Source organism: Oscillibacter sp. KLE 1745, assembly GCF_000469445.2.
Taxonomy (GTDB): Bacteria; Bacillota; Clostridia; order Oscillospirales; family Oscillospiraceae; genus Oscillibacter; species Oscillibacter welbionis.
Window position 1 is genome coordinate 50,662 of the sequence record NZ_KI271693.1, and the last position, 19,690, is coordinate 70,351.

17 protein-coding genes are annotated in these 19,690 nt (G+C 54.6%); 5 read left to right on the top strand and 12 right to left on the bottom strand.

Annotated features, from left to right (window positions below; translation table 11 throughout):
• Positions 1–206: 206 nt before the first annotated feature.
• The 8 genes from HMPREF1546_RS03730 to HMPREF1546_RS03765 all read right to left on the bottom strand — a co-directional run bounded on the left by HMPREF1546_RS03730 (position 207) and on the right by HMPREF1546_RS03765 (position 9,489).
• On the bottom strand, positions 207–1,214 hold the full coding sequence (locus HMPREF1546_RS03730) for an electron transfer flavoprotein subunit alpha/FixB family protein (RefSeq protein ID WP_036629754.1): 1,008 nt from the start codon (positions 1,212–1,214) through the stop codon (positions 207–209).
• A gap of 14 nt (positions 1,215–1,228) precedes the next feature.
• Entirely contained in the window at positions 1,229–2,038 is an 810-nt protein-coding gene (locus HMPREF1546_RS03735; RefSeq protein WP_021748344.1) for an electron transfer flavoprotein subunit beta/FixA family protein, read from the bottom strand.
• Positions 2,039–2,054: 16 nt separating this feature from the next.
• Positions 2,055–3,200: an acyl-CoA dehydrogenase family protein gene (locus HMPREF1546_RS03740; protein ID WP_021748345.1), complete on the bottom strand. Its 1,146-nt coding sequence runs from the start codon at positions 3,198–3,200 to the stop codon at positions 2,055–2,057.
• Between the two features lie 42 nt (positions 3,201–3,242).
• Positions 3,243–4,043 (bottom strand): enoyl-CoA hydratase/isomerase family protein, encoded by an 801-nt coding sequence (locus tag HMPREF1546_RS03745; protein ID WP_021748346.1) that lies wholly within the window; start codon positions 4,041–4,043, stop codon positions 3,243–3,245.
• A 116-nt stretch (positions 4,044–4,159) separates the two neighbouring features.
• On the bottom strand, positions 4,160–5,566 hold the full coding sequence (locus HMPREF1546_RS03750) for an aldehyde dehydrogenase family protein (RefSeq protein WP_021748347.1): 1,407 nt from the start codon (positions 5,564–5,566) through the stop codon (positions 4,160–4,162).
• 79 nt (positions 5,567–5,645) lie between these two features.
• On the bottom strand, positions 5,646–6,869 hold the full coding sequence (locus tag HMPREF1546_RS03755; RefSeq protein WP_021748348.1) for a CaiB/BaiF CoA-transferase family protein: 1,224 nt from the start codon (positions 6,867–6,869) through the stop codon (positions 5,646–5,648).
• A gap of 113 nt (positions 6,870–6,982) precedes the next feature.
• Positions 6,983–8,155 (bottom strand): iron-containing alcohol dehydrogenase, encoded by a 1,173-nt coding sequence (locus HMPREF1546_RS03760; RefSeq protein WP_021748350.1) that lies wholly within the window; start codon positions 8,153–8,155, stop codon positions 6,983–6,985.
• Positions 8,156–8,229: 74 nt separating this feature from the next.
• Entirely contained in the window at positions 8,230–9,489 is a 1,260-nt protein-coding gene (locus HMPREF1546_RS03765; protein ID WP_036629756.1) for an MFS transporter, read from the bottom strand.
• Positions 9,490–10,028: 539 nt separating this feature from the next.
• On the opposite strand from HMPREF1546_RS03765, the gene HMPREF1546_RS18675 reads away from it, so the two are divergent.
• Both HMPREF1546_RS18675 and HMPREF1546_RS03770 read left to right on the top strand, forming a co-directional pair.
• The gene (locus HMPREF1546_RS18675) at positions 10,029–10,187 is read left to right on the top strand and encodes a hypothetical protein (RefSeq protein WP_021748352.1); all 159 of its coding nucleotides are present in this window, start codon (positions 10,029–10,031) and stop codon (positions 10,185–10,187) included.
• Positions 10,188–10,464: 277 nt separating this feature from the next.
• Positions 10,465–11,784: a GntP family permease gene (locus HMPREF1546_RS03770; RefSeq protein ID WP_021748354.1), complete on the top strand. Its 1,320-nt coding sequence runs from the start codon at positions 10,465–10,467 to the stop codon at positions 11,782–11,784.
• 311 nt (positions 11,785–12,095) lie between these two features.
• Here HMPREF1546_RS03770 and HMPREF1546_RS03775 read toward each other — a convergent pair whose 3' ends face one another.
• The 4 genes from HMPREF1546_RS03775 to HMPREF1546_RS03790 all read right to left on the bottom strand — a co-directional run bounded on the left by HMPREF1546_RS03775 (position 12,096) and on the right by HMPREF1546_RS03790 (position 17,511).
• Positions 12,096–13,799, bottom strand: coding sequence for a CdaR family transcriptional regulator (locus HMPREF1546_RS03775; RefSeq protein WP_083490953.1), 1,704 nt, complete (start codon positions 13,797–13,799; stop codon positions 12,096–12,098).
• An 83-nt stretch (positions 13,800–13,882) separates the two neighbouring features.
• Entirely contained in the window at positions 13,883–14,737 is an 855-nt protein-coding gene (locus tag HMPREF1546_RS03780) for an SDR family NAD(P)-dependent oxidoreductase (protein WP_021748356.1), read from the bottom strand.
• 12 nt (positions 14,738–14,749) lie between these two features.
• Positions 14,750–15,529: an SDR family NAD(P)-dependent oxidoreductase gene (locus tag HMPREF1546_RS03785; protein WP_021748357.1), complete on the bottom strand. Its 780-nt coding sequence runs from the start codon at positions 15,527–15,529 to the stop codon at positions 14,750–14,752.
• Positions 15,530–15,561: 32 nt separating this feature from the next.
• On the bottom strand, positions 15,562–17,511 hold the full coding sequence (locus HMPREF1546_RS03790; RefSeq protein ID WP_021748358.1) for an NAD(P)/FAD-dependent oxidoreductase: 1,950 nt from the start codon (positions 17,509–17,511) through the stop codon (positions 15,562–15,564).
• A 308-nt stretch (positions 17,512–17,819) separates the two neighbouring features.
• Between HMPREF1546_RS03790 and HMPREF1546_RS18120 the strand changes: the two genes are divergently transcribed.
• The 3 genes from HMPREF1546_RS18120 to HMPREF1546_RS03795 all read left to right on the top strand — a co-directional run bounded on the left by HMPREF1546_RS18120 (position 17,820) and on the right by HMPREF1546_RS03795 (position 19,495).
• On the top strand, positions 17,820–18,119 hold the full coding sequence (locus HMPREF1546_RS18120) for a helix-turn-helix domain-containing protein (protein WP_083490954.1): 300 nt from the start codon (positions 17,820–17,822) through the stop codon (positions 18,117–18,119).
• Between the two features lie 100 nt (positions 18,120–18,219).
• Positions 18,220–18,510: a helix-turn-helix transcriptional regulator gene (locus tag HMPREF1546_RS18125; protein ID WP_036629757.1), complete on the top strand. Its 291-nt coding sequence runs from the start codon at positions 18,220–18,222 to the stop codon at positions 18,508–18,510.
• A gap of 394 nt (positions 18,511–18,904) precedes the next feature.
• On the top strand, positions 18,905–19,495 hold the full coding sequence (locus HMPREF1546_RS03795; protein WP_021748361.1) for a hypothetical protein: 591 nt from the start codon (positions 18,905–18,907) through the stop codon (positions 19,493–19,495).
• Positions 19,496–19,690: the final 195 nt, after the last annotated feature.

The following is a 19,690-nucleotide window of genomic DNA, read 5'->3' on the forward strand; positions in this document are numbered from 1 at the left end:
ATATGGTTGCAAATTGATAGAATCGCGGCCTGTGGCAACACCACAGGCCGCGTCAGACTGCCCTGCGCCGCCAGAAATACCGGAAGAGAATGATCGATCACACATATCGGGACATATAAAACCTGGCAAAAACGAGGTAAAGTTCAGTATGGCTTTTGTTCGGTCTCCAGCCCGCGCAGAGAAGTTCGCAAAGGGATCTCAGGCCCTCACGCCTTCAGCTTTTTGACTTCGGCAGTCATCACCGGCAAGACCTGAAACAGATCGCCCACAATACCGTAGTCGGCAATGGAGAAAATCGGGGCATCCGGGTCCTTGTTGATGGCAACGATGCAGTCCGAACCGCTCATGCCAGCCTGGTGCTGGATGGCACCAGAGATGCCGCAGGCGATGTAGAGCTTGGGAGCGACGGTCTTGCCTGTCTGTCCCACTTGGTGGACATGGGGAATCCAGCCGGCGTCCACAGCTGCACGGGAGGCGCCCACGGCACCGCCCAGCGCATCTGCCAGGTCGCGGATATAGGAGAAGTTCTCCGCTTTGCCTAAGCCGCGGCCGCCGGAGACAATGATCTCCGCGTCCTCCAGCTTCATCATTTCGGCGGCAGCCTCCCGAATGGACTCGATCAGCGTGGTCCGGATCACATCCGCCGGAACGGGAATGGATTCCTTGATGACCTCTGCCGTCCGGGTGCTGTCTGGGGCGATCTTCTTGAACACGCCGGGGCGAACCGTCCCCATCTGGGGACGGGTGTTCTCACACATAATGGTGGCCATCAGGTTGCCGCCAAAGGCCGGACGGGTCCAGCCCATGATCCCGGTTTCCGTATCCACAGCCAGGGAGGTGCAGTCCGCCGTCAGGCCGGTTTTCAGGCGGCAACTGAGACGGGGGCCGAAGTCACGGCCAATGATGGTGGCGCCGATCATGAGGATGGAGGGCTGATACTTCTCCACCAGCTTGGTCATTCCATAGGTATATGCCTCAGTGTTGTAATATTCGTAGGCCGGGTCCTCCACGGAAATCACCTGGTCGGCGCCATACGCGATGGCGGCCTTCTCTGCCTCGGTATTGTCCTTGCCCAGGATAACTGCCACGGCCTTCTGGCCCAGCTGGTGAGCCAGCTCCACGCCGGGGTGAAGCAGCTCCAGGCCGACACTGGCAGCCTTGCCGTCATCCGTCTCAATGAAAACCCAAAGGTTCTGATACGCAGAAAAATCCATCGTCGTCATCCTCCTTAAATCTTTTTCGCGTCGCTCAAAAGAGCAACCAGTTTCACGGCGGACACGCTGAGGGAATCTTCCTCGACAAGTACGCAGGTCTTGTTATGCTGGGGGGTGAAGCTCTTCTTCACCTTGGTGGGAGAGCCCTTCAGCCCCGCCCAGGTGAGATCGATCTGCTCCTCCATATCCTGGGGCGTGATGGTGACGATCTGTGCCCGGTTGGCCGCCAGGCGCTTTTTCACCGTGGGGAACCGCAACTCAAAGGGCGTTTTGGTTACGGAGATCACCGCAGGCAGAGTGGTCTCCAGCACATCATAGCCGTCTGCCGTCTCCTTGCGGATGCGGACCTTGCCCGCCTCACAGGAGACCATCTCCGTGGCGTATGTGATCTGGGGATAGTCCAAGTGCTCCGCCATTTCGGGACCGACCTGACCGGTGTCTCCATCAATCGCCTGTTTGCCACAGAAGATCACATCGAACTTCTCACCCTTTTGCGCCTCAAGAACCTTTACCGCGCAGGAGAGGATGTAACTGGTAGCCAGTGTATCAGAGCCGCCGAACTCCCGGCCGGACACCAGGAACGCCTCATCGGCACCGACAGCCAGGCCATCCCGCAGGGCACTCTCCGCCTGGGCCGGGCCCATGGAGAGCAGCGTCACCGTACCGCCGGCCTGCTCTTTCATCCGCAGCGCCATCTCCAGGGCAAAGCCGTCAAAGGGGTTCAAAATACTGGGCACGCCGTCCCGGATCAGTGTATTGGTGACCGGATCGATCTTTACAGCAGTCGTATCCGGCACCTGCTTGACACAGACAAGAATATTCATGGTTCGTGTTTCCTCCTCAGATTTTGCCTACCAGCGTCTTTCCGATGATATAACGTTGGATCTCGCTGGAACCCTCATAGATAGAGAAGATGCGGGCGTCACGGACCAGTTTTTCCAAAGGATACTCCTTGGAATAGCCGTAGCCGCCGTAAATCTGCTGGGCCTGGAGGCAGATGTCCAGCACCGCCTCAGAGACAAAGCACTTGGTGCAGGAGCCCACCAGGGTGTCATAAATCCCCTTGTCCACCAGGGCAGCGGAATAGGCCAGCTGGGACTGGCAGCACTGCAGCTTCATCTCCATGTCCGCCAGCTTGAACTGAATGCCCTCCAGCTTGCCGATGGGCTGGCCGAAGGAGAGACGGGTCCGGGAGTATTCGATGGCCAGATCCAGCGCCCGCTGAGCCACGCCCACCGCAGGCGCCACACCGGTCGGACGGGTCCGGGAAAGCATCTTCATCAGGGTCTTGAAGCCCGTGCCCTCGGCGCCGATCATGTGGTCAGCGGGGACACGCACCTCATCAAAGACCACATCGGTAGTGTTGGAGCTGCGGATACCCATCTTGTCCTCATGCTTGCCCACGGACACGCCGGGCCGGTCCCGTTCCACGATGAACAGGGAGATGCCGTGCTTGCCCTTGGAGGGGTCTGTGGAGCAGGTCACGGTATACAGGTCGGACACGCCGCCGTTGGTGATGAAGGTCTTGCCGCCGGTGATGACATACTCATCGCCGTCCTTGACAGCCTTGGTTTTGCAGTTGCCGGCATCGGAGCCGGACTGAGGCTCGGTGATGCACATAGCCCAGAAAGCACCTTCAGCCAGGCGCTGACCCCAATACTTCTTCTGCTCCTCCGTGCCGGCCAGCAGCACGGGCTTCCAGCCGAAAGTCTGCGCGCTGAAGGTGTTGGTGAAGCCGGCGTCATGATATGCCATAGCCTGGCGAATGTACATAATGGTGGTCACATCCAAGCCAGCACCACCATATTCCTCGGGAACGTCGATGCCCCAGAAGCCCAGGTCCATCAGCTCCCGAACCTCCTCCATAGGGCAGTGGCTCTCTCTGTCCCACTGATCCACATAGGGATCTACCTTTTTCTCCATGAAATCATGGACCATAGCCACCAGGTCCTCCTGGTCCTTGGTCATCAGTTGGAATTTACTCATTTGCGTCACCTCATCATTGATGTTATTTTGCAGGATCTAAATTCAGCGGCCCTGGAAGGTAGGCTTGCGCTTTTCAACAAACGCATTCACGGCCTCCCGGTGGTCCTCGGTGAGGCTGCAGACGTACTGGGCCTCCACCTCGTTCTGCATACAGGCATTCAGTTCCTGATAGTTGACGCTCAGCAGCAGCCGCTTGATCTGCGCATAGGCTACGCTGGGGCCCTGCGCATATTTTTTGATATATTTCTGAACGGTTTCTTCCAGCTGCTCTTTCGGCACAGCTTCGGTGATGATGCCCCATTCCTTTGCCTGTGCTCCGCTGAATCGCTTTCCAGACATAAGGAGTTCTGTGGCTCTGGCCGGTCCCACGGCCTTGCTCAACATATATGCCACGCCGCCGTCCGGAACGAAACCGATATTCACAAACGCAAATACCATCTTGGCAGTCTCTTCCGCTATGGAAAAATCGCAGGCCATCGCCATGCTCATTCCAACGCCGGCAACGGCTCCTTCAATCCACGCAATGGTGGGTTTGGAGATGGTCTTGAGACGCATGATGAACTCTCCGCCGCTGCGGATACCGCTTTTCGTCGTGTTGATCCCCTTATCCAGCCGCTCTTTCATACCCTTGACATTGCCGCCAGCCGTAAAGTTTCCGCCGGCGCCTCTCAGGACAATGGCTCGGACGTCACTTTCCCGCTCACAATAATTCAGGCACTGTATCAGATCCCGCATCACCTCGGCGGTCACCGGGTTCATCTGTGCCGGATCGTTCAGCGTGATATACGCCACAGACTCCCGCACGTCGAAAAGAACGCTGTTTGTTATAAAATTCAGCTCCATTTTGTTATCCACCTTGCCATTGTCTTAGGGCGGCGGGGCGCAGTATACAAGGCGCCCCGCCGCCCAAGGTTTTCGTGTCCGTGCACAGTGCACAGCTCAAACTCTTCCCTGCCGGTTCAATCCTCTGTAATGGGGCATTCGTCAAAGCGGTCCCAGTCGCCATCCTTCCACAGCCGCTTGTTGGGCAACGTTACCGACACGCGAGTGGTGTTCATCAGGTGGTACCACTCCAGGTTCTCGGAGATGCTGTTGTTGCCCCAGGAGCCGCAGCCCAGCGTTGTTGTGGTGGGCATACCGTTGTTGATGCCGAACGGAGTCTGATTGATCTGGAACCGGGAAACGGGCAGCAGGTTGGCCGCATACTCGATCTTCTCCTCGTCATAGGTCCAGATACAGCTGTTGTGACCAGCGCCCTCCATCTCCAGGTTGGCCACTGCGGCAGCCACCGTGGCCTTGAAGTCGGTATAGGTCACATAGCGAATGAAGGGGAACAGGATCTCCTTGGACAGCACATCATCCTGAGCACAGCCAGTGTACTTGCACAGCAGAGTCTTGCACTCAGCGGGGACATCTACACCGATCATCTTGCCCACAACCTGGGGAGAACGGCCAACCACATCCCGGTTGATATGCTCACCATCCGGGAACACCACCTTGCGCAGGGCATCCACCAGCTCGTCGCCCTCTACCAGATAGGCGCCGTTCTTCTGCATGGCCTCCAGGAACTTGGCCTCCATAGAGGCGGGCACGTGCATAGTCTGCTCACTGGTGCAGGGCACACCGTTGTCGTAGGAACGGTTATTGATGGCCAGCATCGCCATACGGTCCAGGTCATCATAGTCATCGCAGATGATCTCCTGGCAGTTGCCCTGACCTACGCCGAAGCCAGGACGGCCGCAGGAATACACAGCCTTTACCATACCGGGGCCTCCGGTGGCGATGTTCACGTCGCACTGGCGGAGCATTTCATCCGTGGCCTCAATGCTGCAGTGCTCGGGATCAATCACTTGGATCAGATCGGCGGGGGCGCCCAGAGCCTCGATCTCCTTGCGAATCATGTTGACGGTCTTCAGGGAGACGTTCTTTGCGGAGGGGTGCGGGGCGATGATGCAGGCATTCCGGCACTTGATGGACATCATGCCGTTGGCCGCGATGGTCACGATAGGGTTGGTACTGGGCATGACGCAACCCACAACGCCCATGGGCTTGGCCATAACCTTGACGCCGGGCTCGTCCCGCAGATTTTTGATGTAACCTACAGACTTCTTGCCCCGCATGATGTTCCACTGGGAAGTGGTCGTGGCAATGATCTTGCTCACCTTCATCTGAGGAGTGCCGTACTTGGTCTCCAGATGGGCCTCTAGCGCCAGCTCCTCCCGGGCGTCATAGATGGTCTTGCCGATAGCCCGCACAACCTTATCAATGGTCAGCTGATCCGTGGCCGTCCGCTCGAACTCCTTCTGCGCGGCCTTGGCCCGCTTGACCAGTTCGACGATATACTCTCTGTTTGCAGCTTCAGACATATCAGTTACCTCCAATTCTATTTAGGAATGAGATCAAATCAGGATCCCATATTCCTGTCAGCACTTCAAATCCTGTACATTAATTATAGTTTGTTTTTGTGTAGAACGCGTCTTCCCACTCTTTTTCCATGGCCAGGATCTCCTCCTCGGAATACCCCAGCTCTCCAATCACTTCCACATTGTTTTCACCCAATGCCGGGGCCTTTTTGTATACCGGCTCAAAAGCGGAGAATTCCATAGGATCTGTGGGGAATTTCCGGCTGCGCACGCTCTTCATGCCGTCGGCCATAGGCATATCCGTAAACCATTTGCAGGTGTTGTAATGCGGATCTTTCAGGATATCGTCCTGATTGTAGACCTTGCCGCAGGGGACGCCGGCGTCAATGAGGAGATTCACCGCATCATCGATGTCCTCAAACGATTTCAACCAGCCTTCGATCACGCCGATCAGCGTCCGGAGATTCTCCACCCGCTTGTCGTTGCTCACGAATCTGGGATCCGCCTCCAGCTCCGGCTTGTTCATCACCTTGCACAGCGCTCCCCAAGTCTTTGCGCTGAGCGCGCCGATGATGGCGGACTGACCATTGCTGCCCTGAAAGATGCCATAGGGAGCCAAATTGATATGGTGGTTGCCAGTTCTCGTGGACCGCACGCCGGTGATGTCGCTGTCCAGCTTTGCGGAAACCCACATCAGTGTGCGGCAGAGGGAGATGTCAATGTGCTGGCCCTGACCACTGATGGAACGGTAATAGAGCGCCGTTCCGATGCAGCCGAAGGCATTCAGCGCACCCATCCAATCACCGATAGCGGGACCGATCTTGGTAGGCGGGCCATTCGGATCACCCGTCATATCCATCAGTCCGGAAACCGCCTGCGCAATAACATCATACCCGGGCCGCTGGGCGTAAGGTCCCGTCTGGCCATAGGCGGAAATGGAGCAGTAGATGGCCCGGGGATTGATGGCGCGGATGCTCTCGTAATCCAGCCCCAGCTTTTCCATCACGCCGGGCCGGAAGCTCTCCAAGATCACGTCCGCCTTTGCGGCCAGCTTCTTGAAGATCTCCGCGCCACGAGGGTCCTTCAAGTCCAAGACAACGGACTTTTTTCCCCGGTTATCCGAGCAGTAGTTGATGCTGATGCCGTCGATCATGGGTGGGAAAAACCGGTTGTCGTCGCCCAGAACCGGCTTTTCAATGTGCCATACCTCTGCGCCGTAATCCGCCAGCATGGATCCCGCCAGCGGGCCAGCATAGTTATTGGTGGCATCCAGAACTTTTAATCCTTCATAAACAGGTTTTGCCATTTTGTCACCTTTCCAGAGAAGCGTTACCCCGGCGGCCCCCGGCAGGGCAGCCGATGAATCTCAATTCCGTTCCGGGCAGCTCCTTTAATTCATGATTTTCTGCGGCGTGGAGATCACCAGGCCCACATCTCCTCAAAATAAGTGTGCAGTTCATCCGGGTCTGTCACTCCAGCCACACCGAGCATCCCCTGCTCATTGGTCCAGGTGGCATTGTAGCCCTTCTCCATATCCTCCCTGGATCCGCAGCCGAAGGTCTTGGGGGTAGGAACGTCCAGGGAGTCATTCATATCCTTGACAACCTTGCAGCAAGCGTCAATCAGTTCCTGGCGGTCCTTGCCCGCAACATCAACACCCAGCCAAGAAGCCATGTTCTGCAGACGATCCATATCTATAGTGGCTCCGCAGTGCTTGATGGCAAAGTTCAGGCCCCACGCGCAAGCAGTGCCATGCGGCACATGCAGGGCAGCGCCAACGCCGTGGGCAATGGCGTGGCCGGCCTGCAGAGTGCTGGAAGCGAAACTGGCACCGCCAAAGTTGGCAGCCAGCATCATCTGGCCGCGGGCCTCCAGATTGGTGCCGTCAGCTACGGCCACAGGCAGCCACTTCACAACGCGGCGGATGCAGTTCTCGCAGAACATATCCGCATACTCGTTGTGCTTACCCACCATGTAAGCCTCAACAGCATGAGACAAAGCGTCCATACCGGTGGAGGCGGTCAGCCCCTTGGGCAGACCGGTCATCAGCTCGGGATCCAGGTAGCAGGCATAGGGGCACATCTTATCAATGTCTTTGATGCAGACCTTGCGATGGGCCGCAGAGTCAGTCACGATGGACAAAGCCGTGGCCTCGGAGCCGGTGCCGGAGGTAGTTGGCACTGCGATCAGCGGAGGACAGGCATTGGGAATGGGCTTGCCTACCCCCAGAACGTAGTCCAGCAGCTTGCCGGGGTTGGTCTGCATAATGGCAATGCACTTGGCCGTGTCGATGACCCCGCCGCCACCGATAGCAATATAGAAGTCCACATTGTTCTCAGCCGCGATTTTGGCACCAGCCTCCATCTCCTCGGTGGGAGGATCGGGCGTCACGTTGTCATAGTCAACTACGGTAAAACCAGCCTCACGAATGGGGGCCAGAACTTTATCAGCGATGCCGACCTTCTTGATGCCGGGGTCGTACACAGCCATCACACTCTTTGCGCCCAGGCCCTTCAGCAAAGTCGAGATGTTTTTGGAGACGCCGGAGCCATAAACAACCCGGTGGGGATTATAAGCATCAAAAGCGATCATAATTTGCCTCCCAAAGAAATTTTCTTAATTTCCGCCGCATCCGATGACTCAGACTGCTGCGGCCAGCAGATTGGTTATTCCTTTTCGCTCTCCGTTGCCTCTTTCAGGCGCGGCCGGTCCAGCTTTGGGATCAGGACGCCACAGACGGCCCCCAGTGTGCACAGGACGAAGGCCAGGATAAAAGCCGTGGTGTAGCCGCCTGTGCTGGTGATCGTGGCGTTGGTCACAATGGGGATTACCTGAGTCATGACCATGTAGCCCAGCAGTGCAAAGCCGTAAATATTGCCAGCGTATACGGGGCCAAAGGATGTATTGGTCATGACGGGATAGACGCTGTTGGTGGCGCCGAAGCCCGCACCCAGGCAGATATAGGCGATCAGGATCATGGCCACAGAGCTGCCAGTCAGCAGGCAGATGCCACAGATCATGCACAGAGCCCAGCAGCAGAGATAGACCTTCTTGTAGCCGATGTTGTCCGTCAGCTTGCCCAGGAGCAGCCGCCCCACCACGTTACCTACGTTATACAGGGAGACGCCCAGCGTGGCATAGGCCAAGTCGATTCCCTTATCCGTCATGAACATGGAGAAGCGGGAGAACATAATGAGATAAAATGCCGGGAAGAATGCCTGGGCGCCCAGCTGGAGCCAAAACTGTCTGGTCCTCCAGGCACGGGAAATGGGGTAGCTCTCATACTGAGAGCTCAGCGCGGCGCCGCTGCTAGGCTGCACATAACCGACGGGCACATAGCCGACCGGAGCAGACTTCATACCCAGACCGCAGACAATGCAGATCACCGCACACACAATACCACAGGAGAACAGCGTCACTTTGACATTGAACATCTGGGTGATTCCGGAGCACAAGGGAGCCAAAAATGCGGAGGAACCACCATTGAATGCCATGCACAGGCCCGTAGCCAAGCCTTTCTTATCGGGATACCAGCCCATAACGCAGTACATGGCGCCGCAGTATGTAATGCCGTTGCCCATGCCAATCAGGAAGCTGTAAGTAAAATACAACATCCCCGGGGTGGAGTTGGGCACCAGGCCAGTCAGCACCAGACCCGCGCCGAACGTGACGGCACCGATCAGGGTGACAGCCTTGCCTCCAAATTTTTGCAGCAGCTTGCCGCCCAGAAGGGAACCAATCGGCCAGAACGTCAGCATTGTAGTCCCGACGTTTGCGATGGCAGATGCCTCCCAGCCGTAAAATTCCGCCAGAGGCGTGATAAATACAGAGGTGGCATTGATAATACCTGCGCAGAGCAGAATGATTAAGCCGCGAATCAGAATCCCATTTCTGTTGACATTTTGTCCGTCTATCGTCTGTGACATAAGGTAAATCTTCGCATCCTTTCTCTTTGATTTACTCTTGGATGGCCATCCAGCTCCCGTCTGCCAGTCTTGCTTGACTTGGGGAGGCAAGTATGTTTTTAGCATAGCGGCGCGCTCTGCCGTAAACAATGTGCTCTCCTCACAAAAGGATTGCTTCTCATTTACTTTTCTGACAAAAGAATAGAGAGCCGCTCTGATGTTTTGTGCTTAACCGTCAAAACCCTTTGCGTTTTTTTGCAGTTTTCACATACCATAACGTGTCCTTGATCGTGCCTTGTGAGAATCCGCTCCTTCATTCTCTACCTCCTTTGGATAAGACCGGCCCCAGCCGCCTCCAGATAGCTGGCCGGCAGAATTTACAAAACAGCCAATTATCTTTCCTGTTTTGTTCTTAATGCACATTGCCTCATCTCGCCCTGTTTACTATGCTTATTTCAGTCCATACCCACGCCAATTATTTAGCTGTTTTCTACAATTTCGCTTAGAGAAGAGGTGATCTTGCCACACCAAGCAGATCATGATAGAGGAGGTGGAAATTCGTGGAAAATCAGACTGCTGGACAGCATTACGCAAATCGCCCCGGGAGCTTGGTCCGCACCCTGATCCTCATGCCGGCGGCCTGCATTGTGTACAAGCCCTCCATTTTTGCCGCGCCGCTGTCCGCCGCAGAAGAACTGGGCGGCGAAGGCAGTGGCTGATGCTGCCGCTGTAATAAGGGCCTTTACCGTCGTAGGGCACTTCCCGGCGGCATTCTTCTTTCCAGAGCCGGTGTCAAACCGCCCAGCCGCTCTATCTGCCCGTCCTTTGTGGAGACCGTCCTGGTATCCTGCATATTACATACGGAGCTTTTTCGGGATGGGCGCCGGCTTCGGCTACGCACCCTCCACCAACACCGCTATCAGCATACTGTTCGTTCTTTGTGGCTTACGCAGCAAAATGCTCAAACTATAAAAACAGAAAGAGGAGAGCGTCAATATGATAGGCCTTATTGCTTGTCTTCTTGGATTTGCAGTCCTGATTTACCTATCCTATAAGGACTGGTCAATTTATCTGGCGGCTTTTGCCGCAGCGTGCGTTGTCATTTTCCTCACTGGTATGCCCTTTGTGGAAACATTGACCGATACATTTATCTCTGGCATGGCCCAGTCTTTGAAGAGTTTCTTTTTCCTGCTTCTGTTCGGCAATATCGAAGCCGCTCTGTATCGGGACAGCGGCGCAGGTTTCTCCATCGCCACGGGTATTATGAAAAAGCTGATCCGCCCGAATGCCAGTTCGAAGGCAAGGGTCCTGACTGGATTGAGTATTATCCTGGTCATTTGCGCCATCTTAAACCTTGGCGGCATCACCGCTGCTATTGTCGCCGTTCTGGTATATCCCGTGGCGCTGGAAATTTTTGAAGTGTGCGACATCCCCAAACGCTATATCCTGGGAATTTTAGCTGCTGGTTGTTATACGTTTGTTCAGTCCATGCCCGGAACTCCTCAAGTCTGCAATGTCGCTGCCATGACCTCCTTGGGAACCGAGGCCGACGTGGCGCTCATTCCCGGCATTGTGGGTGTGGTAGTTGAGATCATCTGCATCTTGGGCCTGATGAGCCTGTTCATTAACCGCTCCAAAAAGAACGGTGAACACTTCGAACGTCATCCTCTTGATCCCCAAATCTCGCCTGACATGGAATGTCCGAGTTTTTGGATTTCCTTACTCCCGATCCTCGTCCTGTTCGTGTTGTTCAATTTTGCAAAGCTGAATATTATCCCCTGCCTGCTGATTATGAATATTCTCACCCTCGTCCTGTTCTGGAAGCCGTTGACGGCCAAAGGATCCGTAAAGGAGCTCCTTTCTACGTCTGCCAGCGATTCCGTTCCCATGACCCTGAGCATCTGCGCAGTCACTGGTTTTGGTACTATCATCACCACTTCTGATACCTTCCAGATGGTGCTTGACTTCCTGTCCGGCCTGAATGCGCACCCTGTCATCATCTGCTGGGTCGTGATCGCTCTGCTGGCATTCCTGGTCGGCGGTTGCTCTACCTGCCAAATCATCGGTCTTCCCCTGATCGCTCCCAGGCTTGTGGAGATGGGGCTTCCGCTCAGCACCATCCACCGGATCTCTACATTTGCCTCTACCAATTTGGACACCATGCCCTACTGCGGCTCTGTGCTGATGCTGCTGCCTGTGGCCCACCTGAAGCTGAACGAGGCATATCCCGCAATGTTCATCACGACTGTCCTATCCACCACTATTGGTACTGCTGCTGTTGTGCTGGTCTCCATTCTGTTTCCGGGTCTGGCTTAATAACCCCCTCTATGGCAGGACCTTCTACGCCCGTCCATACGAAAACCGCGGCAGAACATTTTGAGGCGCCCAGATACAGCGGCTGATTGTCATTCCCCTAACGCCACCCACGCACTTCAGGAAACGCAAAGAGAGCGCACCGGTATGCTTGCGCCTCCCACTTCCTCTTCGTGCGGCACTTCCCAAGGTCCTGCTGATGCGCTGCTCCCTGTCCACTGAATAGCGAATATCTCTACTCTCCAACATCCCTTGTAAAGGAACGACCGGAACTGCTCTTTGGCAGTTCCGGTCGTTCCTTTGGCTCACTCTGCTCAGTTCTCCAGTTGGTTTTTCTGGTAAGCATAGATACGAAAGGAAAGCTGGAGGGTAAACAAAAGCTCTTCATTGGACAGGTCTACGTTGCAGATCCTCTCGATTTGTTGGAGTCGGTAGTTGATGGTGTTACGATGGATGAACAGCATCTGGGCTGCCCGGACTTTGTTGAAGCCTGCCTCGGTATAGGCCCGCAGCGTATCGAACAGCTCCATTCCTTTTTGAGCGTCATAAGAGGCTAACTGCTCCAGCGCTGGATGGCAGCAAGAACTCACAAGGTCCTCATCGTCGATCTTGCTCAGCATTGCAAAGAAGGCATAGTCCAAATAATAGAAGATCGGCCCCCTTGACGACATCCGGCCGGAGAAGTTCAGGGCGGTTCTAGCCTGCTCGACACAACCAGCGAACTGGGCGATATCCCCAAAAACATTGCTCACGCCAATGGCTAGATGGTAGCGGGCAGCCAGCTTCTCCAGGGCGGCCCGCCTTTCCTCAGAAAAAGTCCCCATGTTGTCCATGTTCAGAAGGCAGATCAGGGAAGAATGCCACAGAAAGTTAGGGCAATCTTGAAATCCCTCATGAGCCAATGCCGGCATCAGAATCTGCGTATAGTAGTTCGGGTCCTTGGTATAAGTTGTCCGGACAGCCAGTACCCGCATGTGCTTCTGAAACTTGACACCGCTGATCTTGGAGCGCAGCAGCGTCTCCGCCGGAGAGGCGCCGGCGGCAGCATCCAGCAGGATGCTGGTCTGCATAATGGCCCTGTAGTCATTTACCTCGTTCATATTCTTCAGCCAAAGGATATTATCCTTCACCTTCTGTGCAAACAGCGGAAGAAGCTTGCGGGTACAGCTGTCAAATGACGGACGGGAACTCAACGCAAAGAAGTACCCCAGCGTGATGTTGTTGTGCCGGATCCGCGCTACCAGAATATACATTTTGGTTTTCCGGCAATATAGATCAATCAGCCCCGTTTTCTCCGAGGCAGGGATCCGCCTGCGCCGTGACTGGATGTAGTCCATCAGGACCTCATCGCAATATCCCTGCTGAATGCTTTGCATCCACAGAGGGTACTCCACGCAGAAAGGCGTGGAGTACTCCAGAATTTTTCCTGATAGGTCGATGGCCACAAAGAGGTTCCCCGTATAAGAAAAGGCCGCCGACAGAACGTCTTTCATCGCCACGCCAGACACCAGTTTGGAAACAATGTCTGCGTATCCGGTCTGCCCTCCCGGCTCTGCGCCCAGCAGCAGCTTCACATAGCGAAATACTTCCGCCAGAGATGTATTTTCCTTGATGCGGGCTGAATTCCGAAGTCCCCCCACCCGGTATTCGGGGAAAACATTTTTGTAGAGCAGACACTGTGGGATCGCCGTTCCCGGCCCCATCTCCGTCGTGTCGATGAAGTAAATGATGCGGTCCCCGAACTCCCGATAGTCCCGATCCATCAGATTGAGGTCTTCGATCTCGCAGTCCGTGGAAACCATTGCATCTGTTACCATATCCGCCTTGATTAAGATTTCCATGAGTGCAGAAAATTTCATAATATATCTTTTTGGGCCAAACCATGACCGTGAGAGCCGTTCTGTTTTCCAGCTGCGGGCTTTTCTCATAGGTGTTTTTTCTAAAGTCAACCAAAGAGCTTTCCGCGTTCCCGCAGCACCATAACAATGGAAAAACGACGCACATTGCCGCCCCGTCATTTTTGGGGCACCTGCGCACAGTTCTTTCAGGGACGATGCTGTGAGGTTCCATGCATCATCCCGCTCATGATGGCGGAACAGTATTACTCTTGAATCGTCAATTCTCTTTTTGCATCTTCCTCGATTTTACGGTGGCGACTCTCAATGTAGGGAATGGTCTCTGTATGGGTCACAATGTACATCTGGTTGTCCTCAATCGCCTTGAACAGTCTCGCGCCAATGTGTTCCAGCGGCATCCCTCCGGCAATGTTCTGATGGAATGCCTCCCGAGCAGATAGATACTCCTGACTGCTGTAAAACGGGTCCGCATCATCCCAGAAACGAGCAGGACGGTGCGCCTCACAGTTATCAATGTCTGTGGCCACATACATCGGGCAGAACACAGAGACACCGATGTCCAAGCCGCAGGACTCCACTTCCGCCTTCACAGATTCCGCCACGCTGACGGCAGCATGCTTACTGCAGAAATACGGAGGATTGATGGCCATCCCCGCCCGCAGGCCGGCAATAGATGCCGTACACATCAGATGTGCCGGCGTCTTCTGTGCCTCCATGATGGGCAGGACCTCATGGACATAGTGGACGATTCCCATGGTGTTCACGGCCAGCGCCCACTCCCAGTCCCGGATGGGAATGTGCAGGATACTGCCCGCCGTGGCAATCCCCGCGTTTGCAAAAAGCACGTCAATCTGTCCATATCGGTCCATGGTGGCCTGTACGGAAGCCTTGGCCTCCTCGTAAACAGAGACATCCGTCTCGCAGGTCAGGACCTCCGCGCCCATTTCACGGCACTCGGCGGCAACGGCCTCCAGTGCCGGGGCATCAATGTCCACCAGTGCCAGCTTCATCCCCCGGCGGACAGCCTCCAGGGCGAAGGAGTATCCAATGCCATGGGCCGCGCCGGTAATCATCGCTACTTTTCCAGCAAATTCTTTCATCTTGGCACCCCCTTAGATCGTCAGCCAGCCGCCATCCACGGCGATCATCTGTCCAGTGGTAAAGCTGGAGGCATCAGAGGCCAGGTAGATGCACAGGCCGTCCATCTCGCCGGTGATGCCGGGACGGCCCATGGGGCTGTAGTCCTCGCATACCTTCTTGAAGGCGGGGGCGTCGATGTAGGCGCCCGTCAGCTCACTGGGGAAGTAGCCAGGAGCAATTCCGTTCACCGTGATGTTGTACTTGGCCCACTCCTGAGCCAGGGACTTGGTCAGCATCAGCAGGCCGCCTTTCGCAGCACAGTAGGCGTTGGTATTGTAGCCCAGACGGCTGACAAAAGCGTGGATGGAGGCGATATTGATGATCTTGCCGTACTGCCGCTCCTTCATGGACAGGCGCACACACTCATGCATCAGCCAGAAAGGTCCATTCAGATCGCTGTCCATGACCAGCATCCAGTCCTCATAGCTCTGTGTCTCCGCCACGTTGCGGCAGGGGATGCCGGCGGAGTTCACCAGAATGTCGATCCTACCGTAGTGCGCCACCACGTCCTCCACGCACTTGGTGATCGTCTCCGGCTTAGTCAGGTCCATGTAATGAGGATAGCAGCGGACGCCGTACTCTGCCTCAATGGCCTTTGCATTCTCCTGCAGGCGGTCCTCCCGCCGGGCCACGATGGCCACGTCCGCACCTGCGGAAGCCATGGCCCGGGCAAACTGATAGCCCAGGCCGGAAGAGCCGCCGGCGCACAGGGCAACTTTTCCGGTCAGATCAAATTTATCATACTTCATCATATCAAAATCCTCCTATTCCAGTCATCAAAGATTCACAGGAACCACACGTTGTCATTTCCTGTGCGGGTCGCTTCCAGAATACTGCCGCCAGCAATGCAGTCGCCGGCCTGCACCACCCGTTCAAAGGCGGCCCCCATTTCGTGATACAGGTCCATGTTGGGCTTGCGGCCCACCGCGATGACCACTTCGTCCACCGCCATGCGCTCCTGCTTCGGCTCCTCACTGTCGGTGCAGGTCATCAGGAGCCCGTCCTTTTCCACCGCGGTCAGGGCGTGATTCAGCAGAAGCTCCACACCATCCTCTTTCAGAATGGAGAGCAGCTTGTTTCGAACTGTTGGATACATTGTGGCGCCAGGGGTGGCCGTCATCTCCACGATTGTCACCTGATTGTCCTTGCAAAGGTAATGGGCCGTCTCCAAGCCCACCATGCCACCGCCGATGACCGCCACCTTCCTGCCGGAGAACTTGACCTTGCCCAGCAGGGCATCCTCCATGGTGTGGACATGGGCACTATCCAGTCCGGCAACCTGTGGCACGATCTCCGTGCCGCCATTGGCTACGACCACGGCATAGGGTTCCAGGGCTTTCACAGTCGCCACATCCGCAGTGACGTTCATCCGAACATCTACGCCCAGCTCCTTCATCTCCGCTTCCAGGGTCTTGATGAATTCCGCCACCATGGTCTTGTGGGGCGGGACCGTAGCCAGATAGGCCATGCCGCCCAAGTAACTTTTCTGTTCCAGTAAAATAACATGGAACGCCCGCTTTGCCAGTGTGATGGCTGCCTGCATGCCGGCAGGGCCGCCGCCGATGACCACCACATTACGGCCTGCTCCACTGCGGATCAGATACTCGTCGTTATACATTGTTCCACGGCCGGTAACCGGATTCGCCGCGCAGGAGAGATAGCCGTCCTGCACCACGGACTTGTTGCACTGCATACAGCCCATGCACTTTCGGATCAGATCCTCTCTGCCGGCCCTGGCCTTGTTGACCCATTCCGGGTCTGCCATCTGCCCTCGGGAGACACCAACGAAGTCGCTGACGCCCTCCTCCAGCAGCTTTTCTGCCGTGGCGGGAAATTTGATAGTGTTGACCGCAATAACCGGGATCTTCACATGGGCTTTTACAGTTTTCGCCAGCTCCTTCCGCCACCCTTCTTCATAGTAGTTGGGTTCGATCATGTTGGGCACTGTCTCATAGACAGCACAGCTGACGTTGAGTGCATCCGCGCCGGCAGCCTCCAGCGTTTTCGCCACTTCTACGGCATAGGCCAGGGTAATGCCACCCTCCACAAAGTCGCTGCCGTTGATCCGCACACAGATGGGATATCTGCCGCAGGCAGCTCGAATACCGTTGATGATCTCCGTCACGATGCGACAGCAATTTTGGACGCTGCCGCCATATTCGTCCGTTCGCTTGTTGGTATAGGGGCTGATAAAGGAGCCCAGCAGATATCCATGGGCGGCGTGGAGTTCGACACCGTCGATCCCGGCCTTCTGGCAGTTGACTGCTGCTGCCACGAATTTTTTGATGATGTAGCCGATCTCCTCTTTGGTCATCTCTGTAGAGACCAGTCCGTTTACCTTGTTGAGGATGGCGCTGGGACCCATAGGCTGCTTCCCGTCATTCAACGCGGGCGGGGCCTCCCGGCCGCCATGGTGGAGCTGAACAAAGATTCTGGCGCCGTGACGGTGGACCCGTTCCGCCATGCGCTGTACACTGCGTACATGCTTGCGGGTGGCGATGCAGAGCTGATTGGGATTACAGGCGCCGCTGGTTTCATCCACCCGGGTAAATTCCGTGAAAATCAGGCCGCAGCCGCCTCTGGCACGATCCTCATAGAATCTGATCAGTTCCGGCGATGCCTCTCCGTCCCAGGAAGCCAATCCGTTTCCCATGGCTGTCATTGCGACACGGTTGCGGATCTCTACTCCGCCGATACATCCCTTTTCAAACAGTTTCTGATAGTGCATTTCCATGGTTCACTCCTTATCAAATTTTCCCCGGAGCCGGTTCCGAGAGGAGGCATGGTTTTGGCTCCTTCTGCGCTCCTGCACGTCCGTTTCCCCTGGTTCTTTTTCTAAATTCGCCAGAATGCCATTTAGCCATATAATCATTCGAATAATCGTTGCTCTACTATTCCCTTGTGTGGGTATAGTGGGGTATTTTTATTGCTATCACGCCAATCCTTGCCCATAGTCTAGCATTTTACTTGCTAAAAGTCAATAAAAATACTTGCCACAAGCAAGTGTTTTTCAATATACAATGACCAAAAGGAGTGGAAGAAATGATCCCATTTGGTCAAATACTTCAGAGACTTCGAAGCGAGAAAAGGTGGTCCCAGTCCAAATTGGCAGAAAAACTAGGCTTATCCGCATCACAAGTAGCCAATTATGAGATGGGGCGTAGATTGCCTTCTTTGCAAATTTTGATTGATATGGCGCGGATTTTAGGCGTCTCAACAGATTATCTATTGGGTGTGGAGAATGAGACGAAACAAATTCTCGATGTGTCTGATCTGACTTCAGAAGAGATTTCATCCGTTTCTTCAGTGATTGATTGTTTTCGAAAATCTCATCAAAAATAAAATATCTTGTGCGACGCATTCGCTTTCTAACGGAAAGCAATATCACTTACCAAGGGAAGATGCACTGTGTGGTATTTTAACCTAGAGCAGGTGATTATAAATGCTATTAGGTAATACGCTAAGAGACTTACGGAACGAAAAAAATCTCTCCCAAAGGCAGTTAGCAAAACGGGTAGGGGTCAACGCCTCTACCATTGCTTTATACGAAACCGGGGATAGGCTTCCATCTTTACAACGGCTTATTGATTTATCACGTGCATTAGGGGTAACAACTGACTTCCTACTCGGACTGAGCAAGCAGAAAGACCATTTTTTAGATGTATCTGGATTATCACCGAGTCAAATTGCGTCACTAGAGCAGATCGTTGAAAACTACCGCGCGCAACGTTAAAACACAGGACATTGAGACTATCCGTCTGTATATAGATATAGTCTTTAATGGTTCGGTGCTAAGAAAGAAATAGGTTCAGAAATAACGATCCTAAAGCAAGGGCGGTGCAATGTAGCACCGCCCTTGCTTCAGGTATTAATAAAACATGGCTTATCCTAACATAGTTACCGTTTTATGTTTTCGCCTCCACGCCCCCCCCTTTTTTCTAACCAAAGATACAGGTCCTCTCAATTTGCAGCCTGCTGCCGGCAACGTACAACTGCACCTTTGATAAACTTTTTCCGTTGAGATGGGTGAGCCCTTGTCCTCATTCCCCCAATGTGGTATATTGTCAAGTTAGGACCGCCAGAAAAGTGGTCAATAAAATACTCCAAGAAATTACGGAGCGTTCACCATGAAGCGAAAGAAAACCAATCCCAATCGGATTCCAATCAATCCTAAGAATTATGATCTGGAGAAAATCAAGAAGCAGGCCGCCAACGGCAAGGTCTTGCAGACGTGGGCGGTTCTCCTGGCAGCACTATCAAATTTTGGGGGAATGACCGCAGAAAAACTGCTGGATATCTGGCAGCAGATAGACCAAGCATCCACTCAGATCTATACCTTTGCAGAGACGGAGCAGGAGCTTGTCAAAATCCGGGAGCTGACCGGTGTCTCTTTATCGCTCCAGCGATCCTCTTCTGTGATTCGTACCGAGGGAGATTTGACGCATTTTATCCGCACGACGGCCGCAAATGCTGTCTCTGCGGCATTTGCAATCATCGCAGAGCCAATGATTCGGGAAAAAATTCTTCCCTTGGAGGAACTTCGGATTGTGCTTCAGCGGGCGGCGGCTATGAATGAAGAGATCGCGGACGGCGAGATTTCTGTTCAAGACATTCAACAGATGTTATTAGATGAATACGGCCTCAAGCTCGTAGATGCCGACGGGCAATGCTCTCTGGTGGCAGTAGAAAACACAGAACCGGCAATGTTGAATGGTTGATTGCAGGCGGAAAATTTCCGAGGGTAGCTTGTCTCTGGCCCGAAAAGGTTTTGTCATAGGTAAAACATCGTAAGCGCCAAATAAAGAGTCAGGCAAGTACCCGTGAGATAATGACAGTCTGTCCCCGGCCTATACGGAAAAATGCCGTGGGCAGGCTCACGGCACGAAAAACGTCCCGGCGCCGTAATCGGCGCC

Bases quoted from the DNA above. Each gene is read 5' to 3' on its own strand.
- HMPREF1546_RS03735 (WP_021748344.1), bottom strand. From the start codon at position 2,038: ATGAATATTCTTGTCTGTGTCAAGCAGGTGCCGGATACGACTGCTGTA.
- HMPREF1546_RS03780 (WP_021748356.1), bottom strand. From the start codon at position 14,737: ATGAAAGAATTTGCTGGAAAAGTAGCGATGATTACCGGCGCGGCCCAT.
- HMPREF1546_RS03790 (WP_021748358.1), bottom strand. From the start codon at position 17,511: ATGGAAATGCACTATCAGAAACTGTTTGAAAAGGGATGTATCGGCGGA.
- HMPREF1546_RS03745 (WP_021748346.1), bottom strand. From the start codon at position 4,043: ATGGAGCTGAATTTTATAACAAACAGCGTTCTTTTCGACGTGCGGGAG.
- HMPREF1546_RS03760 (WP_021748350.1), bottom strand. From the start codon at position 8,155: ATGATCGCTTTTGATGCTTATAATCCCCACCGGGTTGTTTATGGCTCC.
- HMPREF1546_RS03730 (WP_036629754.1), bottom strand. From the start codon at position 1,214: ATGGATTTTTCTGCGTATCAGAACCTTTGGGTTTTCATTGAGACGGAT.
- HMPREF1546_RS18120 (WP_083490954.1), top strand. From the start codon at position 17,820: ATGATCCCATTTGGTCAAATACTTCAGAGACTTCGAAGCGAGAAAAGG.
- HMPREF1546_RS03770 (WP_021748354.1), top strand. From the start codon at position 10,465: ATGATAGGCCTTATTGCTTGTCTTCTTGGATTTGCAGTCCTGATTTAC.
- HMPREF1546_RS03755 (WP_021748348.1), bottom strand. From the start codon at position 6,869: ATGGCAAAACCTGTTTATGAAGGATTAAAAGTTCTGGATGCCACCAAT.
- HMPREF1546_RS03775 (WP_083490953.1), bottom strand. From the start codon at position 13,799: ATGACGGGGCGGCAATGTGCGTCGTTTTTCCATTGTTATGGTGCTGCG.
- HMPREF1546_RS18125 (WP_036629757.1), top strand. From the start codon at position 18,220: ATGCTATTAGGTAATACGCTAAGAGACTTACGGAACGAAAAAAATCTC.
- HMPREF1546_RS03750 (WP_021748347.1), bottom strand. From the start codon at position 5,566: ATGTCTGAAGCTGCAAACAGAGAGTATATCGTCGAACTGGTCAAGCGG.
- HMPREF1546_RS03785 (WP_021748357.1), bottom strand. From the start codon at position 15,529: ATGATGAAGTATGATAAATTTGATCTGACCGGAAAAGTTGCCCTGTGC.
- HMPREF1546_RS03795 (WP_021748361.1), top strand. From the start codon at position 18,905: ATGAAGCGAAAGAAAACCAATCCCAATCGGATTCCAATCAATCCTAAG.
- HMPREF1546_RS03740 (WP_021748345.1), bottom strand. From the start codon at position 3,200: ATGAGTAAATTCCAACTGATGACCAAGGACCAGGAGGACCTGGTGGCT.
- HMPREF1546_RS03765 (WP_036629756.1), bottom strand. From the start codon at position 9,489: ATGTCACAGACGATAGACGGACAAAATGTCAACAGAAATGGGATTCTG.